Here is a 22,986-nt window from a genome sequence, read left to right on the forward strand (position 1 = left end):
CTCCTGGGTTACTTGGTCGGCACCAGCAGGCCGAGGTTGCCGTCATGGCGGGGATACAACAATTGACCGCGGCCGGTTTCCCGGTCGGTGTAGAACAGCAGTCGCAGGCTGTGATCACAGGCCCGGCGAACTGCGTCCGGTTCGCTCAGGGTGGGCGTCATGCGGGAGTTGACGATCAGCGGCACCTGCGGGCCGGATACACCTGGCGACCAGGCCCATCCCGGCGGGAAAACGTGCCGCTGGCGGGCCAGCCGCAGACCCGACGGCCCGGCCCGGTACACGACCGCGTCCTCGCCGGTCTCCGCATCGGTGAACAGGTGCGCGTCGTAGTCCATGCCGTCCATCACCGCCACGGCCTGCAACGGCGTGGTGCGCTGCAACGCAACCGGTTTGCGGCGCACAACCACCGCGTCGAAATCCACCGTCAGTATCCGGCGGGCGGGATCCGGCCACGGGCGAGGACGCCACGGCGCAAGCATTTGTCTGATATGGCTGTCAAGTCGGTCCAGCGCCGGCGACAGATCGTCGATACCGGCGGTGACGGCAGCGATCCGCGCCGGAAGCTCTCCGACCGACAGGTTCACCTGCATGACCATCGGGCCGCGACCACAAGTTCCCGTCTTGAGGCGCACCCGAGCGTCCCCGGTGATCTCGTAAGAGGCCAGAACCTCTCCGACCTGGTGCGCCACCTGCTCGGCCTGGGCGCCACTGACCGGGCCGGCGCACATCACGCTGACGTCAGGGAATTGCCGCACCGACCTCGCCCTAAGTGAGTTCACGCCGCAGCGACCCTTTCTGTTCAACACGCGACATCAAATGCCGCGCACTGAAGCTTCGCGGGTCGGCAGGTGCCCCAGATAGAGCCGAAAGTCCCACCGGGGGAGGCTAAAGTCCCCGGACGGCGATCATTCTCCGCTCGCGAACGTCGAATCGAGCGCGGATAAGACCTGGCCATCCGGCATCTCAGCGATCTCCAGATACATCTCGGCGACCAGTTCGAGGCGGTCGCCCGTGATCTCCCTGCTCTCGAGCAATTCAGCCAGCGCGGCCACGGTCCTGGTGGCGAATACGTCGGCGACCATCAGACTGGGCGAATCGAGCCACTCCCGCATCCGAGCCACCGCAAGCGTCGCAAGCACCGAATCGCCACCAAGAGCGAAGAAGTCGTCATGCACACCTATCGAGAAGGCTTCCCGGCCGAGGACACCCGCGACGATGTGACATACAGCACGCTCCACGATCGTCCTCGGTGCCACCGAGTGCGATTCATCACCGGTGCCGGCCGCCTGTGTAAGCAGCGCCCCGATCGCCGCGCGGTCGATCTTGCCCGCGTCACTGAACGGGATGCGGTCGACCAAGGTTATATGACGCGGAATCATATGTGCCGGAACGAGGTCCAGGAGACCGTCGCGAATCTGTGCGGCGGTCACGTCACTGTCGGCCGGACTGACCGCCGCGGCCAGCACGTCGACACCACCGGGCGCGGGGAGTACGGCCGCCACCGCCATCCGCACCCCCGGGATTCGTCCGATCGCGGCCTCGACCTCGCCGAGTTCGACGCGGTAGCCACTGATCTTGACACGATGGTCGGCGCGTCCGACAAACTCCAGCATGCCGTCCGGCCGGTAACGGACCAGGTCACCTGTGCGGTACCAGGTCCGACCGTCGTGCTCGACGAAACGTTGAGCCGTCAGATCCGGTCGGCCGCGGTAGCTGCGGGCGATGCCACGCCCGGCGATCCAGAGCTCACCGGGGACCCAGTCGGGACACTCGGCGCCGACGTCGTTGACGACCCGGCAAGCGTTGTTGGACAACGGCTTCCCGTAGGGCACGGCGGTCCAGTGTGCGGGCAGTTCGCCGGGGTCGTGGACGTCGAAAATCGTTCCGTGCACCGCGGTCTCGGTGGCACCACCCAAGCCGGCGAAATGCAGGTGCGGCGCCTGCTCGTGCAGGCGCCGGGCCATCTCGGTTCGCACCCAGTCCCCACCCGTGGCAACCACCCGCAGTGACGACAAGCGCCCGCGCCCAGCCTCGAGCAGCATCTCCAACCAGCCCGGCATGAAATGCAGCACAGTGACCTGATATTCGTCGATGAGCCGGGCCCAGCTGTATGGATCGGTGCGTTGTGCTTCGTCGACCACCACGATTGACCCGCCCGAGCGCAAGGTGGCAAAGATGTCCAGTACTGACAGATCGCATTCCAGGGTCGACAGCGCCAGACACCGATCGTCGGCGCCAAAGCCGAAGTGCCCGATGAAGAACTCGACGGTATTCATGGCGGCATCGTGGGTGACCTCCACGCCTTTAGGCTCCCCGGTTGAGCCGGAGGTGAACAGCACGTAGGCCAGAGCGGCGGGATCGGTTGGGGGCGAGATGGTTTCGATGGCACCAACAGGGCCGGTGCGCAGTACGTCGGCGATCACGAGGCCGGGCACCGGCAACGACATCGGCAGTCCGCCACACACCAGAGCTGCGCGCACTGAACCACCGGTGAGAATGCGCTGCGCGCGGTCGCGGGGCTGGTCGATGCCGATCGGCAGGTAGACAGCGCCGGTCGCCAGGATGCCTAGCAACGCCGGCACCTGCTCAGCCGTCTTGGGCCCCATTACGGCGACCGTGTCTCCGGCGACGATCCCCGCCTCCCGCAGCGCCGCGGCCACCGTCAGCGCCTGATCCCGAAGTTGGGCGTAGCTCAGGTCACCGCTACTGGCAAACACCGCCGGCGCATCGGGAGCACGTTGAGCCTGGCGGAAGAACCCGTCATGCAACGCTTCGCCCGCCGGCGGCGCGACCGTGCTGTTCAGTGCAGCCCGCACGGCACGCTGATCCTCCGGGACGGAGCTCGAGTCCAACGCGTTCCAGGCGTCATCATCGGTGGCGAGCCGGGTCAGCTCGGCAAGGTGGTGGGCGAACATCGCGTCGATGACGCCCGGCCGAAACGCTTCCTCGCGGACGTCCCAGTTCACCAGAAGACCACCATCCAACGGCGTGACCTGCGCATCGAGCAGCACCTGGGGCCCCTGCGAGATGGTGCACACCGGTGTGCCGAACTGGGCGGTGACCTCGCCGGCAAACAAATCCCCGAGGCCGAGCCCGCTGGTGAACACGTACGGTGCCAGTGTCTGCGTGCCGCGGTGGCGAGTCAGATCGCGCAACACCGAAAGGCCCGAATACCCCAGGTGAGCGGCGCTGGCATGCAACGTCTCCTGGACCGCCTGCGCCCGTGACAATGCGGTGTGCGCGTTCGACAAATCGACGTCCAACATCAACGACGAAGTGAAGTCGCCGACCAGCCGGTCGACGTCCGGGTGAAACGGCTCCCTCCCGAACATCGGCAGATTGAGCAGAAACCGCCGACTGGTGGACCAGCGAGCCAAAGTCCCGGCGTACGACGCCGCGACCACCATCGCCGGGGTGATTCCGTGCCGTCGGGACGCGGCGAACAATGCCTCGCGCGCCTGCGCGTCGAACCAGTGCCACCGCCGGGTGCTGCGGCGGGGGTTCGCACGCTCGGCGAGCGGAACTAGTGGCAGGGCAGGAGGTTCCGGCAGATCGGAGACACGCTGAGCCCACCACTGGCGGTCTTCCTCGATCTTCCCGGCATCCGCGGTGGCGGTCTGTGCCGCGCGGTACTCGCGGTAGGTGTACTGCAGTTCGGGTAGCTGCACACCCTGGTAAGACGCCGCGAGGTCGGCCATCAAGTTGCGATAGCTCACTGCGTCCGCAGCCTGCATATCCAGGTCGACGTGCAGGCGGGTCCGGCCATCCGGGAGCAGCGACAGCGTCAGTTCCAGCACCTCGCCGTCCAGTAGCTGGTGCGACTTGGCGTCACGAATGGCAAGCAACTCGTCGGCGGCCGACTCGGCGTCGCGGTCACGCAGATCGACGATCTTGACCGGAAGGTCGCGATCGCCGATTCGCTGCATGCCGTCCGGCAGGAACTCGACTCTGAGCATCGGATGCCGGGCCGCCAGTTGGGCCGCAGCCCTGCTCAACCGCTCCGGATCGACACCGGCACCATCGAATTCGACATAGAGGTGACCCGCGACACCGCCGAGTTGCTGACCGCCGTCACGCCCGACCCACATTGCGTGTTGGATGGGCGCCAGCGGGAACGGTTCGGCCGGGTCGTGACCGTGCGCCACCGCTGCGCTCTCGTAGCGGGTGGGCGCCGCATCGACCGCTGGGCTACGCGTGGCCACCAACTCCGACCACGCCCGCACCGTCGGGGCGGCCGCCAGCGCCGCGAAATCCACCTCGATCCCCCGCTTGCGCCAGCGCCCGGACAACGACATCATCCGGATCGAGTCGAGGCCACAGGCGATCAGGTCGGCGTCGGGATCCAGCTCATCCGGGCTGATGGACAGCAGCTGGGCGACCTCCTCGCGAACGCTCTGAGTATTCGTCGCACCGCGCACCACGGCCCCCTTGGCAAGTTAGTATAGGGTGTCCTAACTTGCGAAAGGCTACCCTACGGTAGTCAGCGCGCGATATCAGGCGAGATGACCAGGGGGCGGTTCCGACTCGATGAGCACACGAACACAGCCCACACCGCGGCCACTCGACGACGATGTCAGGAACGGCTTCGTACCGTTCCCGGCCGACCGGGCCGATGAATACCGGCGCGCCGGTTACTGGACAGGTCGCCCGCTGGACTCGATCCTCGGCGACGCGGCCGCCCACTGGCCACAGCGGCCAGCCGTCATCGATGCCGAGCGGACGTATTCCTTCGCCGAACTTCACACCGAAGCCACCCGGATCGCGGCGGCGCTGACGGACCTCGGCATCAATCCGGGCGACCGGGTACTTCTGCAGCTCCCCAACCGCTGCGAGTTTGCCGTTGCGTTGTTCGCGCTGCTGCGGGCCGGCGCGGTTCCGGTGATGTGCCTGCCGGGTCACCGCATCGCCGAATTGCGTCACTTCGCGGAGATCACCACCGCCGTGGCGATGATAATTCCTGATCGCGCAGGCGGTTTCGATTATCGCGAAATGGCCGTCCGGCTCACCGACGAATGCGCCAGCCTGCGTCACGTCGTGGTCGTCGGCGAGCCCGGCCCGTTCGTCTGCTGGTCTGATTTGGCCGATCGTCATGCCCTGCAACGGAATCCAATAATCATCGACACTACGCTGCCGGCCTTACTGCTGGTATCGGGAGGCACCACCGGCCTGCCCAAACTCATCCCCCGCACGCACGAGGACTACATCTACAACGCAGTCGCCAGTGCCCGGCTCTGCCAGCTCACCCGCGAGGATGTCTACCTGGTCGCGTTACCGGCCGGGCACAATTTCCCGCTCGGCTGTCCGGGCCTTTTGGGTGCGATGACAGTCGGTGCCACAACGGTTTTCACCGCCGACCCCAGCCCGGAGTCGGCGTTTGCGATCATCGCTCGGCACGCGATCACGGTGACCGCGCTCGTCAACGCGCTGGCCAAGGTATGGGCCCAGGCGTGTGAATGGGAACCCTTGCCGCCGAGGTCACTGCGCCTGCTGCAGGTGGGCGGATCGCGACTGCCTGCCGAGGAAGCCCGCTTCCTCCGCGAGGCGCTGACGCCGGGACTTCAACAGGTGTTCGGGATGGCCGAGGGCATGCTCAACTTCACCCGCCCGGGCGACCCGGTGGAGGTCGTCGAGAACACTCAAGGCCGGCCGATGGCACCGCACGACGAGTTGCGGGTGGTTGACGACTCCGGCGCCGACGTCGCGGCGGGCCACGAGGGCGAGCTGATGGTGCGCGGGCCGTACACCTTCAACGGGTATTACCGAGCTGCCGAAGCTAACGCGGCGGCCTTCAGCCCGGACGGCTTCTTCCGGACCGGCGACCGGGTCCGTATCTTCCCCGACGGGCCACTGGCCGGCTACGTCGAAGTCACCGGCCGGATCAAAGACGTGATCCACCGCGGCGGAGAAACGGTGTCCGCCGCCGACATACAGGAGCACCTGCTAACCCACCCGGCCATCGCATCGGTCGCAGCCGTCGCGTTGCCCGATGACTATCTGGGGGAAAAGATCTGCGCCGCAGTAGTATTCAGTGACCGTCAGATCGGCCTCGCAGAACTCAACCGCTATCTTGATGACCGCGGGGTGGCCGCGCATTCGCGTCCGGACCTGCTCGTCCCGATGGCGTCGCTGCCGATGACCGCGGTGGGCAAGGTGGACAAGAAACAAATCGTCGCGGCGCTGGTGAACCGATGATCGAGCCGTCACCACCCCTGCCGGCATGCGGCCGGTGCCGGGCAACCGAGAACACGCCGACATGACACCTATCCGCGCCATCGACGAAAAGCATTCGCAACCAACGCCAATGGCCGAATCCGCCGCCGAACCAATCGCCATCGTCGGAATCGGGTGCCGACTGGCCGGTGACATCACGACTCCCAAGCAGTTCTGGAACTTCCTGGTGGAAGGCCGCAGTGCCGTCCGCGAAGTGCCGGCCGAGCGCTGGGAACCCTACCGGCGCCGTGACCCCAGAAATGCTGCGGTGTTGCGGGCGACGACGCCATGGGGCACGTTCCTTGACGACCTGCCCGGTTTCGACGCCGAGTTCTTCGGTGTGTCCCCCCGCGAGGCCGAGTTGATGGACCCGCAGCAGCGGCTGGCGCTCGAGGTGTGCTGGGAGTCTCTCGAGCACGCCGGGATTCCGCCCCGATCCTTGGCGGGCAGCAATACCGCCGTGCTGATGGGTGTGAACTCCGACGACTACGGCAAGTTGATCATGGAGGACTTGCCCGGAATTGAGGCCTGGACCGGAATCGGCACCTCGCTGTGCGGCGTGGCGAACCGGGTTTCGCACCTACTGGACCTGCGAGGTCCGAGCTTGGCGCTGGATGCGGCCTGTGCGGCCTCGTTGGTGGCGGTGCATCAAGCGTGCCAGTTGCTGCGCTCAGGCGAGACATCACTGGCGTTGGCCGGCGGAGTGAGCGCGTTGATCGGCCCGGGTCTGACTCGCGTGCTGGACCAAGCCGGCGCCACCGCCCCCGACGGCCGGTCCAAGACATTCGACATGGCCGCCGACGGTTACGGCCGTGGCGAAGGCGCCGCGACCGTGGTGTTGAAGCGGCTGAGCGACGCTGTTCGCGACGACGACCGGGTGCTCGCCGTGATCCGTGGGGGCGCGGTGGCCCATGATGGCAACACGGTCGGCATCATGTCGCCCAACGGCGCGGCCCAGGAAGATCTGTTCCGAATCGCTTGCCGGTCAGCGGACATTGCGCCCGCGAGCGTCGATTACATCGAGGCGCACGGGACCGGCACACCCACCGGGGATCGAGTGGAACTGGCGGCTCTGGCGGCGGTATTCGGCGCCGAGCATTCCCCTGACGCACCGTGCCTGGTCGGCTCCGTCAAGCCCAACACCGGCCACCTGGAGGGCGGCGCCGGGGTGGTGGGCCTGATCAAGTCGGCGCTGGCGCTTAACTACGAGGCGATTCCGCCAACGGCCGGCATCAGTAAGCTCACCACCGCGATCAATTGGGGCACAAGCGGATTGCGGGTGCCGACCGAGGTCGAGCCCTGGCCGCGGCGACACGGTGCACCGCGCCGGGCGGCGGTGTGCAGCTACGGCTACGGCGGCACGATTGCGCAGATCCTGCTCGAGGAAGCACCGCCCCGCCGACCCCGCCCGGCCGCCGGCCGGGTCACGGCCCCGACCGTGCTGCCCATTTCGGCCCGCTCGCGTGGGCGTTTGCTCCGCCAGGCCGGCGCGCTGGCTGACGAGTTGCGGGCCGCCAACCATCCCCTCGATCAGGTCGCGGCGACGCTGTGGTCGCGCCGCTCGCATGAGCGTGTTCGAGCCGCGATCGTCGCCGAGACAGACGAGGAAGCGGTAGCGGGCCTGGACGCATTGGCCGGCGACGCACCGCAACCGTCGGTGGTCACCGGCACGGTCCTGCCCGGCGTCGCGGCTGGCGCGGTGTGGGTCTTCTCCGGTCACGGATCGCAGTGGCGGGGCATGGGCCGGGAGTTGCTGGCCGATGAACCCGCGTTCGCGTCGGTGATCGACGAAGTCGACCCGGTGTTCCGGGCGGAGTTGGGATTCTCCGCCCGCACCGCCTTGTCCAGCGCCGAACTGGGTGAAACCGATCGCGTACAAGCCTTGACCTTCGCCATCCAGGTGGGGCTCGCCGCGGTCCTGCGGGAACGCGGCGTCAGACCCGCGGCCGTCATCGGGCACTCGGTCGGTGAGGTCGCCGCCTGCGTAGTGGCCGGGGTGTTCGACCTCCTCCACGGCGCGGCGGTCGCCTGCTACCGGGCGCGGGGCTTCCGCGCGGTCAGCGGTCTCGGCGCGATGGCCCTGGTGCGGCTGCCGTTCGGCGAGGCACAACACCGCCTACGCGGACAAGCCGATGTGGTTGCCGCGATCAGCTCGTCACCCGAGTCAACGGTGATCTCCGGCACCATCGACGCCGTCGGGAAGGTGTGCCGGACCTGGGCGGAGCAGGGTGTATCGGTTCGGGCGGTGAATACCGACGTCGCTTTCCACAGTCCGGCGATGAACCCACTCACCCACGACCTCGCACGCCTGGTCGCCGGATTGCCGCGACCCCACCAACCCACCACCACGCTGTACACCACGGCACTGGTGGATCCGCGTTCGACGGCTCCCCGCGACTCGGATTACTGGGTGGCGAACCTGCGCGGCCAGGTACGGTTCGCCGAGGCGGTCGCGGCCGCCGCCGCGGACGGACATCGGCTGTTCATGGAAGTGTCGGCGCATCCAGTCGTATGCCACTCGATCGCGGAGACCTTGCTGCATGAGGGAATCGAAGAGTACGGCGTGGTGCCGGTACTGCGACGCCAGGAACCCGAGATGCGTTCTATCGCAACGGCACTCGCTGCGTTACACTGCCACGGGGCCCCGTTCGCGAACGGCGTCAGCGCGGCCGCGCCGTGGGCCGAGGACCTGCCGGGTACCCAATGGGACCATCAGCGGTTCTGGCGTACGCCGACTGCCCCGCCGGGCACGGGAGGCATCCACGACGTCGACACCCACCACCTCCTGGGCGGCAGGGTGGATGTGACGAGCGCCGTGCCCGCCCGCATGTGGCAGACCCGCCTTGATATGTCGAACCGGCCGTATCCCGGCGACCACCCCGTGCAGGGTACCGAGATCGTGCCCGCCGCCGTATTGCTGAACACGATGCTCACCGCTGCCGGAACCGACCTGGCGGACGTGCACTTACGCACCCCGGTGGCGCCCGGGCGCGCACGAGACATCCAGGTGGTGCTGCAAGAGCGGTCGCTGAGCCTGTCCTCGCGCGTACGTGACGACGACGCCGCCGGCGACGAGGGCGGCTGGCTGACGCACTGCACGGCGGTCACCGCCGGCAGTGAGCCCGAGACGCAGATATTCGACGAGCCTGCGGCGCGCCTGCGCTGCTCCCAGGCGTTGGCGCCGAGCCAGGTGGTGGACACACTGTCGGAACTGGGTGTCGCGGCAATGGGATTCGAATGGGAAGTGCTGAGCCTCCGTCGCACCGACGGCGAATTGTTGGCAGAGGTGCGCGCCGAACCCCACGGATCACCCCCGGTGTCCTGGGCGGGACTTCTCGATGCGGCGACTTCGGCGGCGTCGGTGGTGTTCGGCGGGCCCCCACGACTGAGAATGCCCGCCCGAATCGAGCGCGTGCGCGTGCACAGTTCGCCGCCGGGGTCCGTGCTGGTGCACGTACGCCGGCGCGCCGCGGAGACGATCGCCGATGTGGTGATCGCCGAACCTGCCGGCGCGACTTTGGCGACAATCACCGGGTTGGCCTTCGAAGAACTGGAACGGCCGGCGGACGGAACGTCCAGCCATTTGGTGCACAGAATTGCCTGGCATCGCACTCCGTGGCGCGAGCCGGAGCGCCCCGGCCACGTCACCGTGATCGGCGGCGATGCCGGCACGCGAGCGGGTTGTGTGCATGGCCTGCGGGCAGCCGACGTGCCGGTCCAGGCGCTTCCTGATGCCGAAAACCTGCCCGCCGCCGGCCCCGATGCGCTCGACGGCGGCGTCGTGCTGGTGCTGCCCGGTCCGCATCTCGAGCCCACCGCATCGGTCGACCTGGTGCTGCGGACGCTGAAATGTCTCGTCGAGAGGTCCTACACCGGGCGGCTGTGGGTATTGACCCGGGGCGTTTACGAGGGCACCCAACTTTGCCAGTCGCCGCTGTGGGGACTGTCCCGAATCGCCGCGGCCGAGCACCCGCAGCTGTGGGGCGGCGTGCTTGACCTGGCTGAAGCCGACACCCACCTGCCGGTCGCCGCCCTGTCCCTGAGCGGACACGGGGTTGTCGTAGTCCGCGACGGTGTCGCCTACACCGCCCGCTTGGCCGACGCCCCCTGCGCCGGCGAACCCCCGCTGCGTTGTTCGCCGGGAGGCACGTATGTGATCACCGGCGGCACCGGTGCGCTGGGCCGGCAGCTGGCGCATCGGCTGGCCGATCTCGGCGCCCGACGTTTGGTATTGGTGTCGCGTTCGGGGATGCCGGAGCAGGACGGGCAAAGCCAACCCGAAATGCTTCGGACGATCCGAGCGCTCGAGGACCGTGGCGTGTTCGTCCGCGTCGCCGCGTTGGATATCGGTGCGTCCACCGCGGCCGAGGCGCTGCGGCTGACCCTGCGGGATCTGCCGCCCGTGCTCGGTGTGATTCACGCCGCGGGTGTGGAGACGGGCGCGCTACTGATGAACACCACGACCGCGGACGTCGCCGCGTCGATGCACCCGAAAGTAGGTGGCACTGCCGTCCTGGACGAGCTGTTTCCCCCCGGCGAACTCGACTGGATGGTGCTGTTCTCGTCCTGTGGATACCTGGTCGGCTTTCCCGGTCAAGGTGCCTACGCCTGCGCAAACGCTTTCCTTGACGCATTCGCGCGGCGACGGCGCGCCCGCGGCGACCGCACGGTCAGCGTGGGATGGACCGCGTGGCGCGGTCTGGGGATGGGGTCGACGTCGTCCTTCGTCGCGGCTCAGCTCGAGGCACTGGGAATGGGCACGGTCAGCGCCGACGACGCGATGTCCGCACTCGATCTTGCACTGCGCGACGGAGACCCCAACGTCGTGGTCCTGCCGCTGACGCCGGCTGCGGCCGCGACGCCGATGCTGGCCGACGTCGCTCCCTCGGGGTCGGACGACCACCTGTCGCCCGCATCCGCCCAACCGAGCGTGCCCACCGACCCGGCCGAAATGGCCGACTGGCTCGGCCGTCAAGTTCGCGCCGCTATAGCTCGTGAACTCGGCCTGGACGAAGAAGGTGTGAAACCTCATCTGCCGCTGGTGGAGATGGGTGTTGACTCGATCATGACCGTCGCCGTGCGCCGTCAGTTGGAGAAGCAGACCGGGCTGGCGCTGTCCCCCACCCTGCTGTGGGAGCACCCCACGGCAGCCGCGGTGACGACGAGGATCGTGGAACTGCTGACGGGTTCCGACGAGGACCGGCCGAACATCGCTGCTCGGGCCGAACTCATAGGAAACTGAGCGGCCCCTTGCCGCGGCGACCCACCAGCGTCGCCCGGGCGGCCTTCGCAGCTGGCACGGTCACATCAAACCCGGTTTTGGCCACCGATCGTGCGCATATCGACGCCAGCATTTTTCCCGACCGTTTACCTTCCGGCCATCGCGGCGACGGCCCGGGACTCCCGGCGGTCGTCAGCATTCCGAACGAGTCGCGTGAGGCCTGCCGTCCGCGGCGTGGGAGCCTGCTGCGACTGATTCGCCGAGTCCCCAACCCGCGACACCATCGAAACCCGGCACCACCACAAGGGAAGTACCCGATTGATGTTCGTCATCCGGATGACCGACGGTGAAGAGATCAAGGGCGACGTCGAGAACTTGACCTTCAACCAGGAGACCGGGGTGCTGACCGTGCGCACCGTCGACGGCTTCGAAGAGACCACCACCCACTACTCACCGGCAGCTTGGCGGTCGGTCACGCACCGCAAGCGCGACATCGATGTCAAGCCGTCGCGCCTGTCGGCTGTCCGCTGAAGCGACACGTATTCTCCCAGCGAATTAACAGGTAATTGGTACCTGATCCACACCGATTGGGCGCCGAATCGCCTTCGCCAGCGCAGTCTTGCTTTTCACTCGTTACGGCGGTGTTGCGGAAATCGCAACAGCAGGAAAACTGCATCGATAACGGCTGTTAGACGCACATTCCGAGTAGCGGCCGGACTACGGCCCAAGCTAAGTTCGCAGCGTTATCTGGATTGGTCGTGGTCGCCGATGACGGTCAGTACTTTCTTCGAATCGCCGCCGGACGCGCGAGAGGTGCTCAATGCTGCACGAGTTCTGGGACAACTTCACCCACAACCTGTTCAAGCCTTTGCTGCTGTTCTTCTACTTCGGCTTTCTGATTCCGATTCTGAAGGTGCGGTTGGAGTTTCCCTATGTGATCTATCAGGGTCTGACCATGTATCTGTTGCTGGCCATCGGCTGGCACGGCGGCGAGGAACTCGCCAAGGTCAACGCCTCCAGCATCGGCGTCATCGTGGGCTTCATGGTGCTCGGCTTCGTGCTGAACTTCGCGATCGGCGGCCTGGCTTACCTCTTGCTGAGTCGGCTGAGCACCATGCGAGCGGTCGACAAGGCCACCGTCGCCGGCTATTACGGGTCCGATTCTGCTGGGACCTTTGCCACCTGCGTCGCGGTCCTGACTGCCGTCAACATCGCGTTCAACGCTTACATGCCGGTGATGCTGGCGGTCATGGAGATTCCGGGCTGTCTGGTCGCCCTGTATCTAGTGGCCCGGTTGCGCCACCGCGGGCTGGACGCGGCGGGCTACATGCCCGACGAGCCCGGCTACACGCCACCGGTCAGGGCCGCAATCGGTCCCGGCACTCCGGCCAGACCAGCGCCCGGCCAGAGCCTCGACCAAGAAGCCCAGGCCGCGATCGACCTGGAGCGGGAACGCTCCATGGAAAAGCTCGACCATCCGGACTGGGAGCCCGACCAGACGCCGCGCCCGCCGCGGGGCAAGCGGATGCCGATCTTCTCGCGTGAGCTCTTCCAGGAAGTGTTCCTCAACCCTGGGCTGGTGCTGCTGATCGGCGGCATCGTGATCGGTCTGATCAGTGGTCTGCAGGGGCAGAAGGTGGTGGCCGACGACGACAGGTTCTTCGTCCTGGCCTTCCAGGGCGTGCTGTGCCTGTTCCTGCTGGAAATGGGTATGACGGCGTCGCGCAAGCTGAAGGACCTGCGCTCGGCCGGGATCGGTTTCATCTTCTTCGGTGTGCTCGCGCCCAATCTCTTTGCCACCATCGGGATTGCGGTCGCCTGCAGCTACGCCGCCCTGACCCACACCGACTTCAAGCCCGGCACCTACGTGCTGTTCGCCGTCCTGTGCGGCGCCGCCTCGTATATCGCCGTTCCCGCGGTGCAGCGGCTGGCGATCCCCGAGGCCAGTCCGACGCTGCCGTTGGCCGCGTCACTGGCGCTGACGTTCTCCTACAACGTCACCATCGGGATTCCGCTCTACATCGAGATCGCCCGCGTCTTCGAGCAGTGGTTCGGCGTGTGAGGGACGTCAGTCCAGCAGCGTGCGCACGACCGCGTCGGCCAGGAGCCGGCCCCGGTCGCTGAGGACCAGGTGGTCGCCGTCAGACTCCAGCAACCCGTCGGCGACCACCTCCTCGGCGCGCTCCCGTTCGGCGGCGCTGAGCCGGGCCAACGGCAGACCCCGGCGCAGCCGGATCTGCAGCATCACCTCCTCGGTGTGCGACGCGTCGGCATTCAACTGCTCGAAGCCGGCCACAGGCAGAGCCCCCTCGGCGAGTTTGGCCCCATAGCTGTTGGGGTGCTTCACATTCCACCAGCGAGTGGTGCCGACGTAACTGTGGGCACCCGGTCCGGCGCCCCACCACTGACCGCGGTCCCAGTAGCCCAGGTTGTGCCGACACTGACCGCCGGGACGGGCCCAGTTGGACACCTCGTACCAGCCTAGGCCGGCGGCCGAAAGCCGTTCGTCGAGCAACTCGTAGCGGTGGGCCAGCACATCGTCGTCCGGCGGCTCGAGTTCACCGCTGCGGACCCGCCTGGCCATCGCCGTGCCTTCTTCGATCACCAGCGCATACGCCGAGACGTGGTCGACCCCCGTATCGATGGCCGTGTCCACCGAGCACAGCAGGTCGTCGTCGGATTCGCCGGGCGTGCCGTAGATCAAGTCCAGGCTGACGTGCTCGAAACCCAGCGCGAGCGCCTCGCGGGCCGCCGCGGCCGATCGGTTGGGCGTGTGCACCCGGTCCAGCACGCCCAGCAACCGGGGCACCACCGACTGCATGCCGAGTGACACCCGGTTGTATCCGGCCTCGCGGATTTCCTCGAAAAACTCCGGCCACGTCGACTCGGGGTTGGCCTCGGTGGTGATCTCGGCACCGGGCGCCAGGGTGAAGTGATCGCGCACGGTGTCCAGCAACGTCGTCAACCGGGCGCCGCCCAGCAGTGAGGGGGTGCCGCCACCGACGAACACCGTATCCACCACCGGCCCGCCGAGCCGGGCGGCGGCCCGTTCCAGCTCGGTGCGCAGCGCCGCCAGCCAGGCGTCCGGATTGACTCCGCCCAGCTCCGCGGGGGTGTAGGTGTTGAAGTCGCAGTACCCGCACCTGGTGATGCAGAACGGGACGTGGACGTAGAGGCCGAACGGACGTCCGGGGGCGGGCTGGATGGCCGGCAGTTGCACCGGCACCTCGACGGGAGCCATGCCAAATCTTGGCACGGCGGCCGGACTCGGGTCGCTTCCCAGCGATTTCCCGGGTTTGTTCACCGAAGCACCCAGGTTCGGCCCGTAGTTTTAATCACTGTGAGAAGAAATTTCACCTGGTAGCGAGGGTGGCGTGTATCCATGGCAGAATGGGACCCGTGACCGTCGCCAAGTCGAACCTGCGGGTAACACTGGTCGTGCGACGGCATATCGACCTCAAGCGCGTTTGCAGCTGTTGCTGTCTGCCTTGACGTCGTAGACCCAGCCCACCCGTACCACCTGCTGGCTGCCGGATCTGCGCCGCCGGAATCAACGGTGAGTCGCGCGTGTTCCAGCCGGCATGTTCCGAAGGAGAACTGCCTCATGACCACAGCTCGCCCCGCAAAGGCGCCCCGAAACGAGGGCCAGTGGGCTTTGGGCAATCGCGAGCCGCTGAACCCCAACGAGGAGATGAAGAAGGCGGGCGCGCCGCTGGAGGTCCGGGAGCGCATCGAGAACGTCTACGCCAAGAACGGATTCGACAGCATCGACAAGAGCGACCTGCGCGGGCGCTTCCGGTGGTGGGGCCTCTACACCCAGCGTGAGCAGGGTTATGACGGCTCGTTCACCGGCGACGACAACGCGGATCTGCTCGAGGCGAAGTACTTCATGATGCGAGTGCGCTGCGACGGCGGGGCGATCTCGACGGCGGCATTGCGCACACTGGGCGAGATTTCCACCGAGTTCGCCCGCGACACGGCCGACATCTCCGACCGGGAGAACATCCAGTACCACTGGATCAGGGTGGAGGACGTGCCGGAGATCTGGCGGCGCCTAGACGAGGTGGGCCTGCAGACCACCGAGGCCTGTGGCGACTGCCCCCGCGTGGTGCTGGGCTCGCCGCTGGCCGGCGAGTCGCTCGACGAGGTGATCGACCCGACCTGGGCCATCGACGAAATCGTGCGCCGTTACATCGGCAAGCCCGAGTACGCCGACCTGCCGCGCAAGTACAAGACCGCGATCTCGGGGCTGCAGGACGTCGCGCACGAGATCAACGACATCGCCTTCATCGGAGTCAACCACCCCGAGCACGGGCCCGGCCTGGATCTGTGGGTCGGCGGCGGCCTGTCGACCAACCCGATGCTGGCCCAGCGCCTGGGCGTGTGGGTTCCGCTGCAAGAAGTGCCCGAAGTGTGGGAGGCGGTGACCTCGATATTTCGGGACTACGGCTACCGGCGGCTGCGGGCCAAAGCGCGGCTGAAATTCTTGGTCAAGGACTGGGGCATCGCGAAGTTCCGGGAAGTTCTCGAAGCCGAATACCTCAAGCGCCCGTTGATCGACGGGCCGGCGCCCGACCAGATCGCGCATCCCATCGACCACGTCGGCGTCCAGCGCACCAAGAACGGACTCAATGCCATCGGGGCCTCCCCGATCGCGGGGCGGGTGTCCGGCACCATCTTGAGCGCGGTCGCCGAGCTCGCTGAGCGCGCCGGCTCCGATCGGATCCGCTTCACCCCCTACCAGAAACTGGTCATCCTCGACATCCCCGACGATAAGGTCCAGGAGACCGTCACGGGGCTGGAAAGCCTTGGCCTGCAGGTGCGGCCGTCGCAGTGGCGACGAAACCTGATGGCCTGCAGCGGAATCGAGTACTGCAAGCTGTCGTTCGCCGAAACCCGGGTGCGCGCACAGTCTTTGGTGCCCGAGCTGGAGCGGCGGCTGGAAGACACCAACTCCCGCTTGGACGTGCCGATCACCGTCAACATCAACGGCTGCCCCAATTCGTGCGCCCGCATCCAGATCGCCGACATCGGGTTCAAGGGCCAGATGGTGGACGACGGAGCGGGCGGCTCCGTCGAGGGATTCCAGGTGCATCTGGGCGGCGGCCTTGGGCTGGATAGCGGATTCGGGCGAAAACTGCGTCAGCACAAGGTCACCAGCGAGGAGCTGGGTGACTACATCGAGCGGGTGACCCGCAATTTCCTCAAGCATCGCCAGCAAGGCGAGCGTTTCGCGCAGTGGGCCGTCCGGGCTGAGGAGGACGACCTGCGATGAGCGAAGCGACCAAACTGACCGAAGACGAATTGCGCGAGCTGGCTGCGCGCGGCGCCGCCGAACTTCACAGCGCCGGCGCCACCGAGCTGCTGCAATGGACCGAAGAGAACTTCGGGAACATCAACGGGCCCCGCGGTTGGGCGACGTGCAACTACGTGGTGGCCTCCAACATGCAGGACGCGGTGTTGGTGGATATGGCGGCCAAGGTGCGACCCGGTGTGCCGGTGATGTTCCTGGACACCGGATATCACTTCGTGGAGACCATCGGCACCCGCGATGCGATCGAATCCGTCTACGACATCCGCGTTGTCAACGTCAACCCGGAGCACACGGTGGCCGAGCAGGACAAGCTGATGGGCAAGGACCTGTTCGCCCGTGATCCCGGCGAGTGCTGCCGGATGCGCAAGGTGGTTCCGCTCGGAAAGGCGTTGCGCGGCTACTCGGCGTGGGTGACGGGAATCCGCCGGGTGGAGGCGCCCACTCGCGCCAATGCTCCGCTGATCAGCTTCGACGAAGCGTTCAAGCTGGTGAAGATCAACCCGCTGGCGGCCTGGTCGGACCAGGACATGCAGCACTACATCGACGAGCACGATGTGTTGGTCAATCCCCTTGTCTACGAAGGTTATCCGTCGATCGGCTGCGCCCCGTGCACGGCGAAGCCGGTCGAGGGCGCCGACCCGCGCAGCGGCCGCTGGCAGGGCTTGTCCAAGACCGAATGCGGTCTGCACGCGTCGTGACAGTTCGGACGACCCTGGTGCTGACGGCGCACGGCAGCGCAGACCCACGTTCGGCGGCCAATGCCCGGGCCGTCGCGAATCAGGTCGCCCGCGTGCGACCCAGACTGGATGTGCGAGTCGCCTTCTGCGAGCACAATTCGCCGGGGTTGGTCGAGGTGCTGAACGCATGCCCCGGTGACGCGGTCGTCACCCCCTTACTGCTGGCCGACGCCTACCACGCCCGGGTCGACATCCCCGCCCAGATCGCCGGATGCGGCCTCGCTGACCGGGTTCGGCAGGCCGGGGTCCTCGGCGAAGACGACCGTCTGATTTCGGTGGCGCGTCAGCGGGTCATGCAGTCCGGGGGCTCGCGGGTCGACGACACCCTGGGAGTGCTGGTGGTGGCCATCGGATCGTCCAACGCGGCTGCCAATGCCCGGACTGCCGAGGTAGCGCCCCGGCTTGCCGCCGGAACGCGGTGGGCCGCAGTCGCTACCGCGTTCGCCACGCACCGGGAGCCGTCGCTGGCCGAGTCGGTGCACCGGCTGCGCGACCAGGGTGCGCGCCGGGTGGTCATCGCGCCGTGGTTCCTCGCGCCGGGTCGCATACCGGACCGGGTGCAGCGCTTCGCGGCCGAGACCGGGGTGGCCATGGCCGCACCGCTGGGGGCGCACCCGTTGGTCGCCCAGACCGTGCTGGACCGCTTCGACCACGCCACCGCGCGGCGCGCCGCCGCCTGAGTCACCCAGGCTGAAAACTGGCAGCCAGGCGCCGGCTCGCCGAACCTCGGCCTCGATCCCGCAACTCCCCAATCGGTGTGACGCGAACGCCACCGGGTACCCGCGCACCCATGACCGCGATGCCACCAGATCCCAATCCGGCTCAAGTACCGGGCCTCGAGCCCGGCGGGGGTGTCCCGCCCGGTTCGACACCCCCCGACTCGGCTCAGACGTCGGGTGTGTCGGCACCACAACCACGCCCCAAACGGATACTCACCCCGCTGGTGCTGACCGCCATCATCGCGGTGATCGTGTTCGCCCTGATGTTCGTCGCGGTCGCCGTGTGGATGCTGGCGAGCCTTCCGTAACCCGCCCTCATCAGGCGGTGGTGAGCGTCGGCTCCTGGTAAACCTCGTTGGCGATCGGCGGCACCCGGGTGGCGCGCACATACACGACGTCGCCTTCCTTCAGCGCCAGCGCCTCAGCGTCGCCGCGAGTGATCTGAGCGGTGAACGGGCCCCCGGATGCGGCGCTGGTCAGTTCGACCCGAACTTCGAAGCCGAGGGTCACGACACGGTCCACCGTGGCGCGTACGACGCCGACCGACTCCGCAGTGCCGTCGCCGCCGGCCACCGCCATCTCGGGATTGCGACCGACCCGGATGTCGTGCGGTCGGACCAGTGCGCCGTTCAGCGCCGAGACCGCGCCCAGGAAGGACATGACGAACGCGTTCTCGGGTGCGTCGTACACGTCGGTCGGGGAACCGATCTGTTCGATGCGGCCCTTGTTGAGCACCGCGATCCGGTCCGCCACGTCCAGCGCCTCGGCCTGGTCGTGGGTGACCAGCACCGTGGTGACGTGCACTTCGTCGTGCAGGCGCCGCAACCAGGACCGCAGGTCCTCGCGCACCTTGGCGTCCAGCGCGCCGAACGGCTCGTCGAGCAGCAGCACCTCCGGGTCGACCGCCAGCGCTCGCGCCAGTGCCATGCGCTGACGTTGACCGCCGGACAGCTGGTTGGGATAGCGGTTCTGAAAACCGCTGAGCCCCACCACTTCCAACAGATGATCCACCTTCTCGGCGATCTCCGCCTTGGGCCGCTTGCGGATCTTCAAACCGAACGCGACATTGTTGCGCACGGTCAAGTGCTTGAACGCCGCGTAGTGCTGAAAGACGAATCCGATACCTCGGCGTTGTGGCGGTACCCGGGTGACGTCGCGTCCGTTGATCGTGACGGTTCCCGAGTCGGGCTGGTCGAGTCCGGCGATGGTGCGCAACAGTGTCGACTTGCCCGAACCGCTGGGTCCCAGCAGCGCGGTCAGCGATCCGGTGGGCACCACGAAATCCACGTGGTCCAAAGCGACGAAGTCGCCGTAATGCTTGTAGGCGTCCCGCACGACGATCGCGTTCTTGCCCTGGTCGGTCCCGGTCATGTCTCGAGTCTCCTTGTCCGGCCTACTTGCTTGCTGTTGCCCGACGGGCATCGAGCGCCACTTGAACGATCAGCACCAGCACGGCAACCCCCATCAACAACGTCGACAACGCGTACGCGCCGTACTCCGCCCCCCGGTTGTAGCGGTCGGATACCAACAGCGTCAGCGTCTGCGACTGTCCCGGCAGGTTGGCCGACACCATGATCACCGCACCGTATTCACCAAGCGTGCGCGCGATGGTCAACACGATGCCGTAGGTCAGGCCCCACCGGATGGACGGCAACGTGATCCGCCAGAAGGTCTGCCACCAACCAGAACCCAGCGTTGCGGCGGCCTGTTCCTGGTCGGTGCCCAACTCGTGCAGCACCGGTTCGACCTCGCGCACCACGAACGGCAGCGTGACGAAGATGCTGGCCAGCACGATGCCGGGCAGGCCGAAGATGATCTTGAATCCGAGGTCACGCTCCACGAACCCGAGGGCGCCCGCGCTGCCCCACAACACAATCAGCGCCACGCCGACGATCACGGGCGACACCGCGAACGGCAGATCGATCACCGCCTGCAGGATGCCCTTGCCGCGAAACCGGTTGCGCGCGAGCACCAGAGCCGTCGGAATGCCGAATACTACGTTCAGCGGCACCACGATCGCCACGACCAGCAGGGACAGGTTCAGCGCCGAGACGGCCGCCGGCGTGCTGACCCACTCATAGAACTGGTGCAGCCCGGGCTGGAAAGTGCGCCACAGAATCAGCGCCACCGGAACCAACAGCAGCACAAAGATATACGCCAGCGCGGTGTAGCGAAGCAGGTAGCGGACTGAGCGCGACGAGGTCATTACGACACCTCCTCACGCTTGGCCGCGCGGGCGCCAACGAGCCGCAGAACCAGCAGCACGACGAACGAGATCGACAGCAGCACAATCGAAATCGCAGCAGCGCCGGTGCGGTCGTCGTTCTCGATCAAAGTCCGGATCCATTGCGAGGACACTTCGGTCTTGCCCGGCACCGCACCGCCGATCAGCACCACCGACCCGAACTCTCCGATGGCACGCGAGAAAGCCAGGCCCGCACCGGACAACAGGGCGGGCAGCAGCGACGGCAGCACCACGGCGGTGAAGATCTTGGGGCCACTGGCGCCCAGAGATGCCGCCGCCTCCTCGGATTCCCTGTCGATCTCGAGCAACACCGGCTGCACGGCCCGCACCACGAACGGCAGCGTAACGAAGGCCAGCGCAACCCCCACGCCCCACTCGGTGTGCTGCAGATGCAGACCTACCGGGCTGTGGTTGCCGTACAACGCGAGCATCACCAGGCTGGCGACGATGGTGGGCAAGGCGAAGGGCAGGTCGATCACCGCGTCGACGATGCGCTTGCCGAAGAAGTTGTCGCGCACCAACACCCAGGCGATCAGCAGACCGAACACCGTGTTCAGCAGCGTCACCCCGGCGGAGATGGTCAGCGTCACGCGCAACGACTCCAGGGCCGCGTGGGAGGTCACTGCGAGGCGGAAGGCATCCCAGCCGCCTCCGACGGCCTGCCAGACGATGGCGGCCAACGGCAACAGCACGATCACCGACAGCCAGATGGTCGCCACGCCGACCCGCAGCGAGGTGCCGCCCGCGCGGCCAACGGTGGGCGCTTCGACCTCGGCCTCGAGTTCAGGCCGTATCGCCTCGGGATTGGGAGTCGTCGTCACGGTCATCCGGTGGCCTGCGTGTAGATCTTGGTGATGCTGCCCGAGCTCTTGTCGAACAGTTGCGGGTCGACGGTGCCCCACCCACCCAGGTCAGCAATCGTCCACAGCTTCACCGGCACCGGAAACTGGTCCCGGAACGACGCCGCGACGGCGGGATCCACCGGACGGAAGCCGGCCTTGGCCCACAGCGTCTGCGCCGCCGCGGTGTACTGGAAGTTCTTGAACGCGACGGCGTCGGCAAGGTGAGTGCTGGTGCTCAGCACGGCCATCGGGTTCTCAATCTTGAATGTCTGTGGCGGCGTGACGTGTTCGACCGGCTTGCCGGCGCGCTCGGCGGCGATGGCCTCATTCTCGTAACTGATCAGCACATCTCCGCTGCCCTGGACGAAGACGTCCGTCGCTTCTCGCCCCGAGCCTGGACGCATTTTGACGTGTTCCCTCACCAGTCGATTGACAAACTCGATCCCGGCTTGGCCATTGCGGCCGCCTTCACTCTTGACGGCATACGGGGCCAATAAATTCCATTTGGCCGAACCCGAACTCAGCGGGCTGGGCGTGACCACATCGACGCCCGGACGCAGCAGGTCATCCCAGTCATGGATGTTCTTCGGATTCCCCTTGCGCACCACCAGTGTCACCACCGAACCGAACGGGATGCCCCTGGTAGCGCCGGTATCCCAGTCCTTGGCGACCTTGCCGCCCTTGACCAGCCGGGTGATGTCCGGTTCGACCGAGAAATTCACCAGGTCGGCCGGCTTGCCTTCGGCGACGCCGCGCGATTGGTCACCGGAGGCGCCAAAGGACGTGATGACCTGCACACCATTGCCTTCTTCGGAGGCGTTGAACGCCGGGATCACCTTGCTCCAACCCGGTTCGGCGACCGAATAGGCGACCAGCGTGATGCTCGATTTCGCGTCGGCCAGTCCCCCGCCCCCGACGACATCGCTGGGGCCACCGCTACACGCGGCCGCGACCCCGGTGATCAGCGCGAGGGCGACCAACTGACGCCAGCGCGATCTGATGTCGGAGAGTCTCTGCGACATTGGTTGCCTCTCAGTGCGGGACTTATCGATTGCGGTCCCGTGCTGCGGAAAGGCGATTAGCTACTGCCGACGGAGATCACGAACTCCATCCCAGACCGCACACGGGTTCGGGAGTCAGCGACAACAGCGTGCGTCGACCGCGGCGCAACTCACCACGGCGAAAACAGCGCAGCCGAACGCCGAAACGCGGCGCTCCAAAACCGTAGCTGCGACATGCACGTGGCGAAGCCTAACAGAGTTCACGCCGTCGGCAATTCGACCGGGCAAGTCAATGTGTGACCAGCCAGGTGACGATGACCAACGCGACGAGTGCGACCAGAACGAGGGTGACGTGCGAACGGGGCATCGCGACTACCCCGAGGCCTCGTCGGAATGCCGGGCGCGCCGCAACAATTGGATGCCACGGCCGAGCAACCCATCCAGCACTGTCGCCAGCAGGTAGGCCAGGGCAAGTACCACCGGCATCACCGCCAGAGCCTGCAGCACGAACGGCAGACCGGAGAGCCACAGCTCCACGCCGTCCCACCAACTCAGGAAGCCGTTCACCGTGACCACCCTAGTCCCGGCCCACGGCGCCTCGCGCCCACGTAACACCTCGGTTGCAGTGGTGGACGCGACGTAGGTCCACGGTCGATGATGTCGGGATGGCTTTGCACCCCGATGCCGCTGACACCGC

The 22,986-nt window shown here is 66.9% G+C and carries 17 protein-coding genes; 9 read left to right on the plus strand and 8 right to left on the minus strand.

Annotation, left to right across the window (positions count from 1 at the left end):
• Positions 1-8 precede the first annotated feature (8 nt).
• Positions 9-755, minus strand: a complete 747-nt coding sequence (locus JX552_RS20680; RefSeq protein ID WP_277395998.1) for a sigma 54 modulation/S30EA ribosomal C-terminal domain-containing protein — start codon at positions 753-755, stop codon at positions 9-11.
• 150 nt (positions 756-905) lie between these two features.
• Complete coding sequence (locus JX552_RS20685) at positions 906-4,421, minus strand: non-ribosomal peptide synthetase (RefSeq protein WP_205873773.1); 3,516 nt, start codon at positions 4,419-4,421, stop codon at positions 906-908.
• 106 nt (positions 4,422-4,527) lie between these two features.
• Between JX552_RS20685 and JX552_RS20690 the strand changes: the two genes are divergently transcribed.
• The 4 genes from JX552_RS20690 to JX552_RS20705 all read left to right on the plus strand — a co-directional run bounded on the left by JX552_RS20690 (position 4,528) and on the right by JX552_RS20705 (position 13,493).
• Positions 4,528-6,192: a (2,3-dihydroxybenzoyl)adenylate synthase gene (locus JX552_RS20690; RefSeq protein WP_205873774.1), complete on the plus strand. Its 1,665-nt coding sequence runs from the start codon at positions 4,528-4,530 to the stop codon at positions 6,190-6,192.
• A 109-nt stretch (positions 6,193-6,301) separates the two neighbouring features.
• Complete coding sequence (locus JX552_RS20695; protein ID WP_205873775.1) at positions 6,302-11,452, plus strand: type I polyketide synthase; 5,151 nt, start codon at positions 6,302-6,304, stop codon at positions 11,450-11,452.
• A 300-nt stretch (positions 11,453-11,752) separates the two neighbouring features.
• Positions 11,753-11,962 carry a hypothetical protein gene (locus JX552_RS20700; protein ID WP_205873776.1) on the plus strand — a complete coding sequence of 70 codons (210 nt, stop codon included), beginning with the start codon at positions 11,753-11,755 and terminating at the stop codon, positions 11,960-11,962.
• A 289-nt stretch (positions 11,963-12,251) separates the two neighbouring features.
• Positions 12,252-13,493, plus strand: a complete 1,242-nt coding sequence (locus JX552_RS20705; protein ID WP_205873777.1) for a sodium-dependent bicarbonate transport family permease — start codon at positions 12,252-12,254, stop codon at positions 13,491-13,493.
• Between the two features lie 6 nt (positions 13,494-13,499).
• Here JX552_RS20705 and hemW read toward each other — a convergent pair whose 3' ends face one another.
• A complete protein-coding gene (gene hemW / locus JX552_RS20710; protein WP_205873778.1) occupies positions 13,500-14,672 on the minus strand; it encodes a radical SAM family heme chaperone HemW in 1,173 nt (390 codons plus the stop codon).
• 149 nt (positions 14,673-14,821) lie between these two features.
• Here hemW and JX552_RS34235 point away from each other — a divergent pair, with 149 nt between their 5' ends.
• The 5 genes from JX552_RS34235 (at position 14,822) to JX552_RS20730 (ending at position 18,509) form a co-directional block, all read left to right on the plus strand.
• Positions 14,822-14,923 (plus strand): Ms4527A family Cys-rich leader peptide, encoded by a 102-nt coding sequence (locus JX552_RS34235; protein WP_431195878.1) that lies wholly within the window; start codon positions 14,822-14,824, stop codon positions 14,921-14,923.
• A gap of 112 nt (positions 14,924-15,035) precedes the next feature.
• On the plus strand, positions 15,036-16,706 hold the full coding sequence (locus JX552_RS20715) for a nitrite/sulfite reductase (protein ID WP_205873779.1): 1,671 nt from the start codon (positions 15,036-15,038) through the stop codon (positions 16,704-16,706).
• The gene (locus JX552_RS20720; protein WP_205873780.1) at positions 16,703-17,443 is read left to right on the plus strand and encodes a phosphoadenylyl-sulfate reductase; all 741 of its coding nucleotides are present in this window, start codon (positions 16,703-16,705) and stop codon (positions 17,441-17,443) included. Before JX552_RS20715 ends, JX552_RS20720 begins: the two co-directional genes overlap by 4 nt.
• The gene (locus JX552_RS20725; protein WP_241010656.1) at positions 17,440-18,162 is read left to right on the plus strand and encodes a sirohydrochlorin chelatase; all 723 of its coding nucleotides are present in this window, start codon (positions 17,440-17,442) and stop codon (positions 18,160-18,162) included. The genes JX552_RS20720 and JX552_RS20725 overlap by 4 nt, the downstream gene beginning before the upstream one ends.
• Before the next feature lie 110 nt (positions 18,163-18,272).
• On the plus strand, positions 18,273-18,509 hold the full coding sequence (locus JX552_RS20730; RefSeq protein WP_205873782.1) for a DUF6480 family protein: 237 nt from the start codon (positions 18,273-18,275) through the stop codon (positions 18,507-18,509).
• A 10-nt stretch (positions 18,510-18,519) separates the two neighbouring features.
• Here JX552_RS20730 and JX552_RS20735 read toward each other — a convergent pair whose 3' ends face one another.
• The 5 genes from JX552_RS20735 to JX552_RS20755 form a co-directional block, all read right to left on the minus strand.
• On the minus strand, positions 18,520-19,572 hold the full coding sequence (locus JX552_RS20735; RefSeq protein ID WP_205873783.1) for a sulfate/molybdate ABC transporter ATP-binding protein: 1,053 nt from the start codon (positions 19,570-19,572) through the stop codon (positions 18,520-18,522).
• A gap of 22 nt (positions 19,573-19,594) precedes the next feature.
• Entirely contained in the window at positions 19,595-20,407 is an 813-nt protein-coding gene (gene cysW / locus JX552_RS20740; protein ID WP_205873784.1) for a sulfate ABC transporter permease subunit CysW, read from the minus strand.
• Positions 20,407-21,273, minus strand: coding sequence for a sulfate ABC transporter permease subunit CysT (gene cysT, locus JX552_RS20745; RefSeq protein WP_205873785.1), 867 nt, complete (start codon positions 21,271-21,273; stop codon positions 20,407-20,409). The genes cysW and cysT overlap by 1 nt, the downstream gene beginning before the upstream one ends.
• The gene (locus tag JX552_RS20750) at positions 21,270-22,310 is read right to left on the minus strand and encodes a sulfate ABC transporter substrate-binding protein (protein ID WP_205873786.1); all 1,041 of its coding nucleotides are present in this window, start codon (positions 22,308-22,310) and stop codon (positions 21,270-21,272) included. The genes cysT and JX552_RS20750 overlap by 4 nt, the downstream gene beginning before the upstream one ends.
• A gap of 351 nt (positions 22,311-22,661) precedes the next feature.
• Positions 22,662-22,856, minus strand: coding sequence for a hypothetical protein (locus JX552_RS20755; protein ID WP_431195879.1), 195 nt, complete (start codon positions 22,854-22,856; stop codon positions 22,662-22,664).
• Positions 22,857-22,986: the final 130 nt, after the last annotated feature.

Source organism: Mycobacterium gordonae, from assembly GCF_017086405.1.
GTDB lineage: Bacteria > Actinomycetota > Actinomycetes > Mycobacteriales > Mycobacteriaceae > Mycobacterium > Mycobacterium gordonae_D.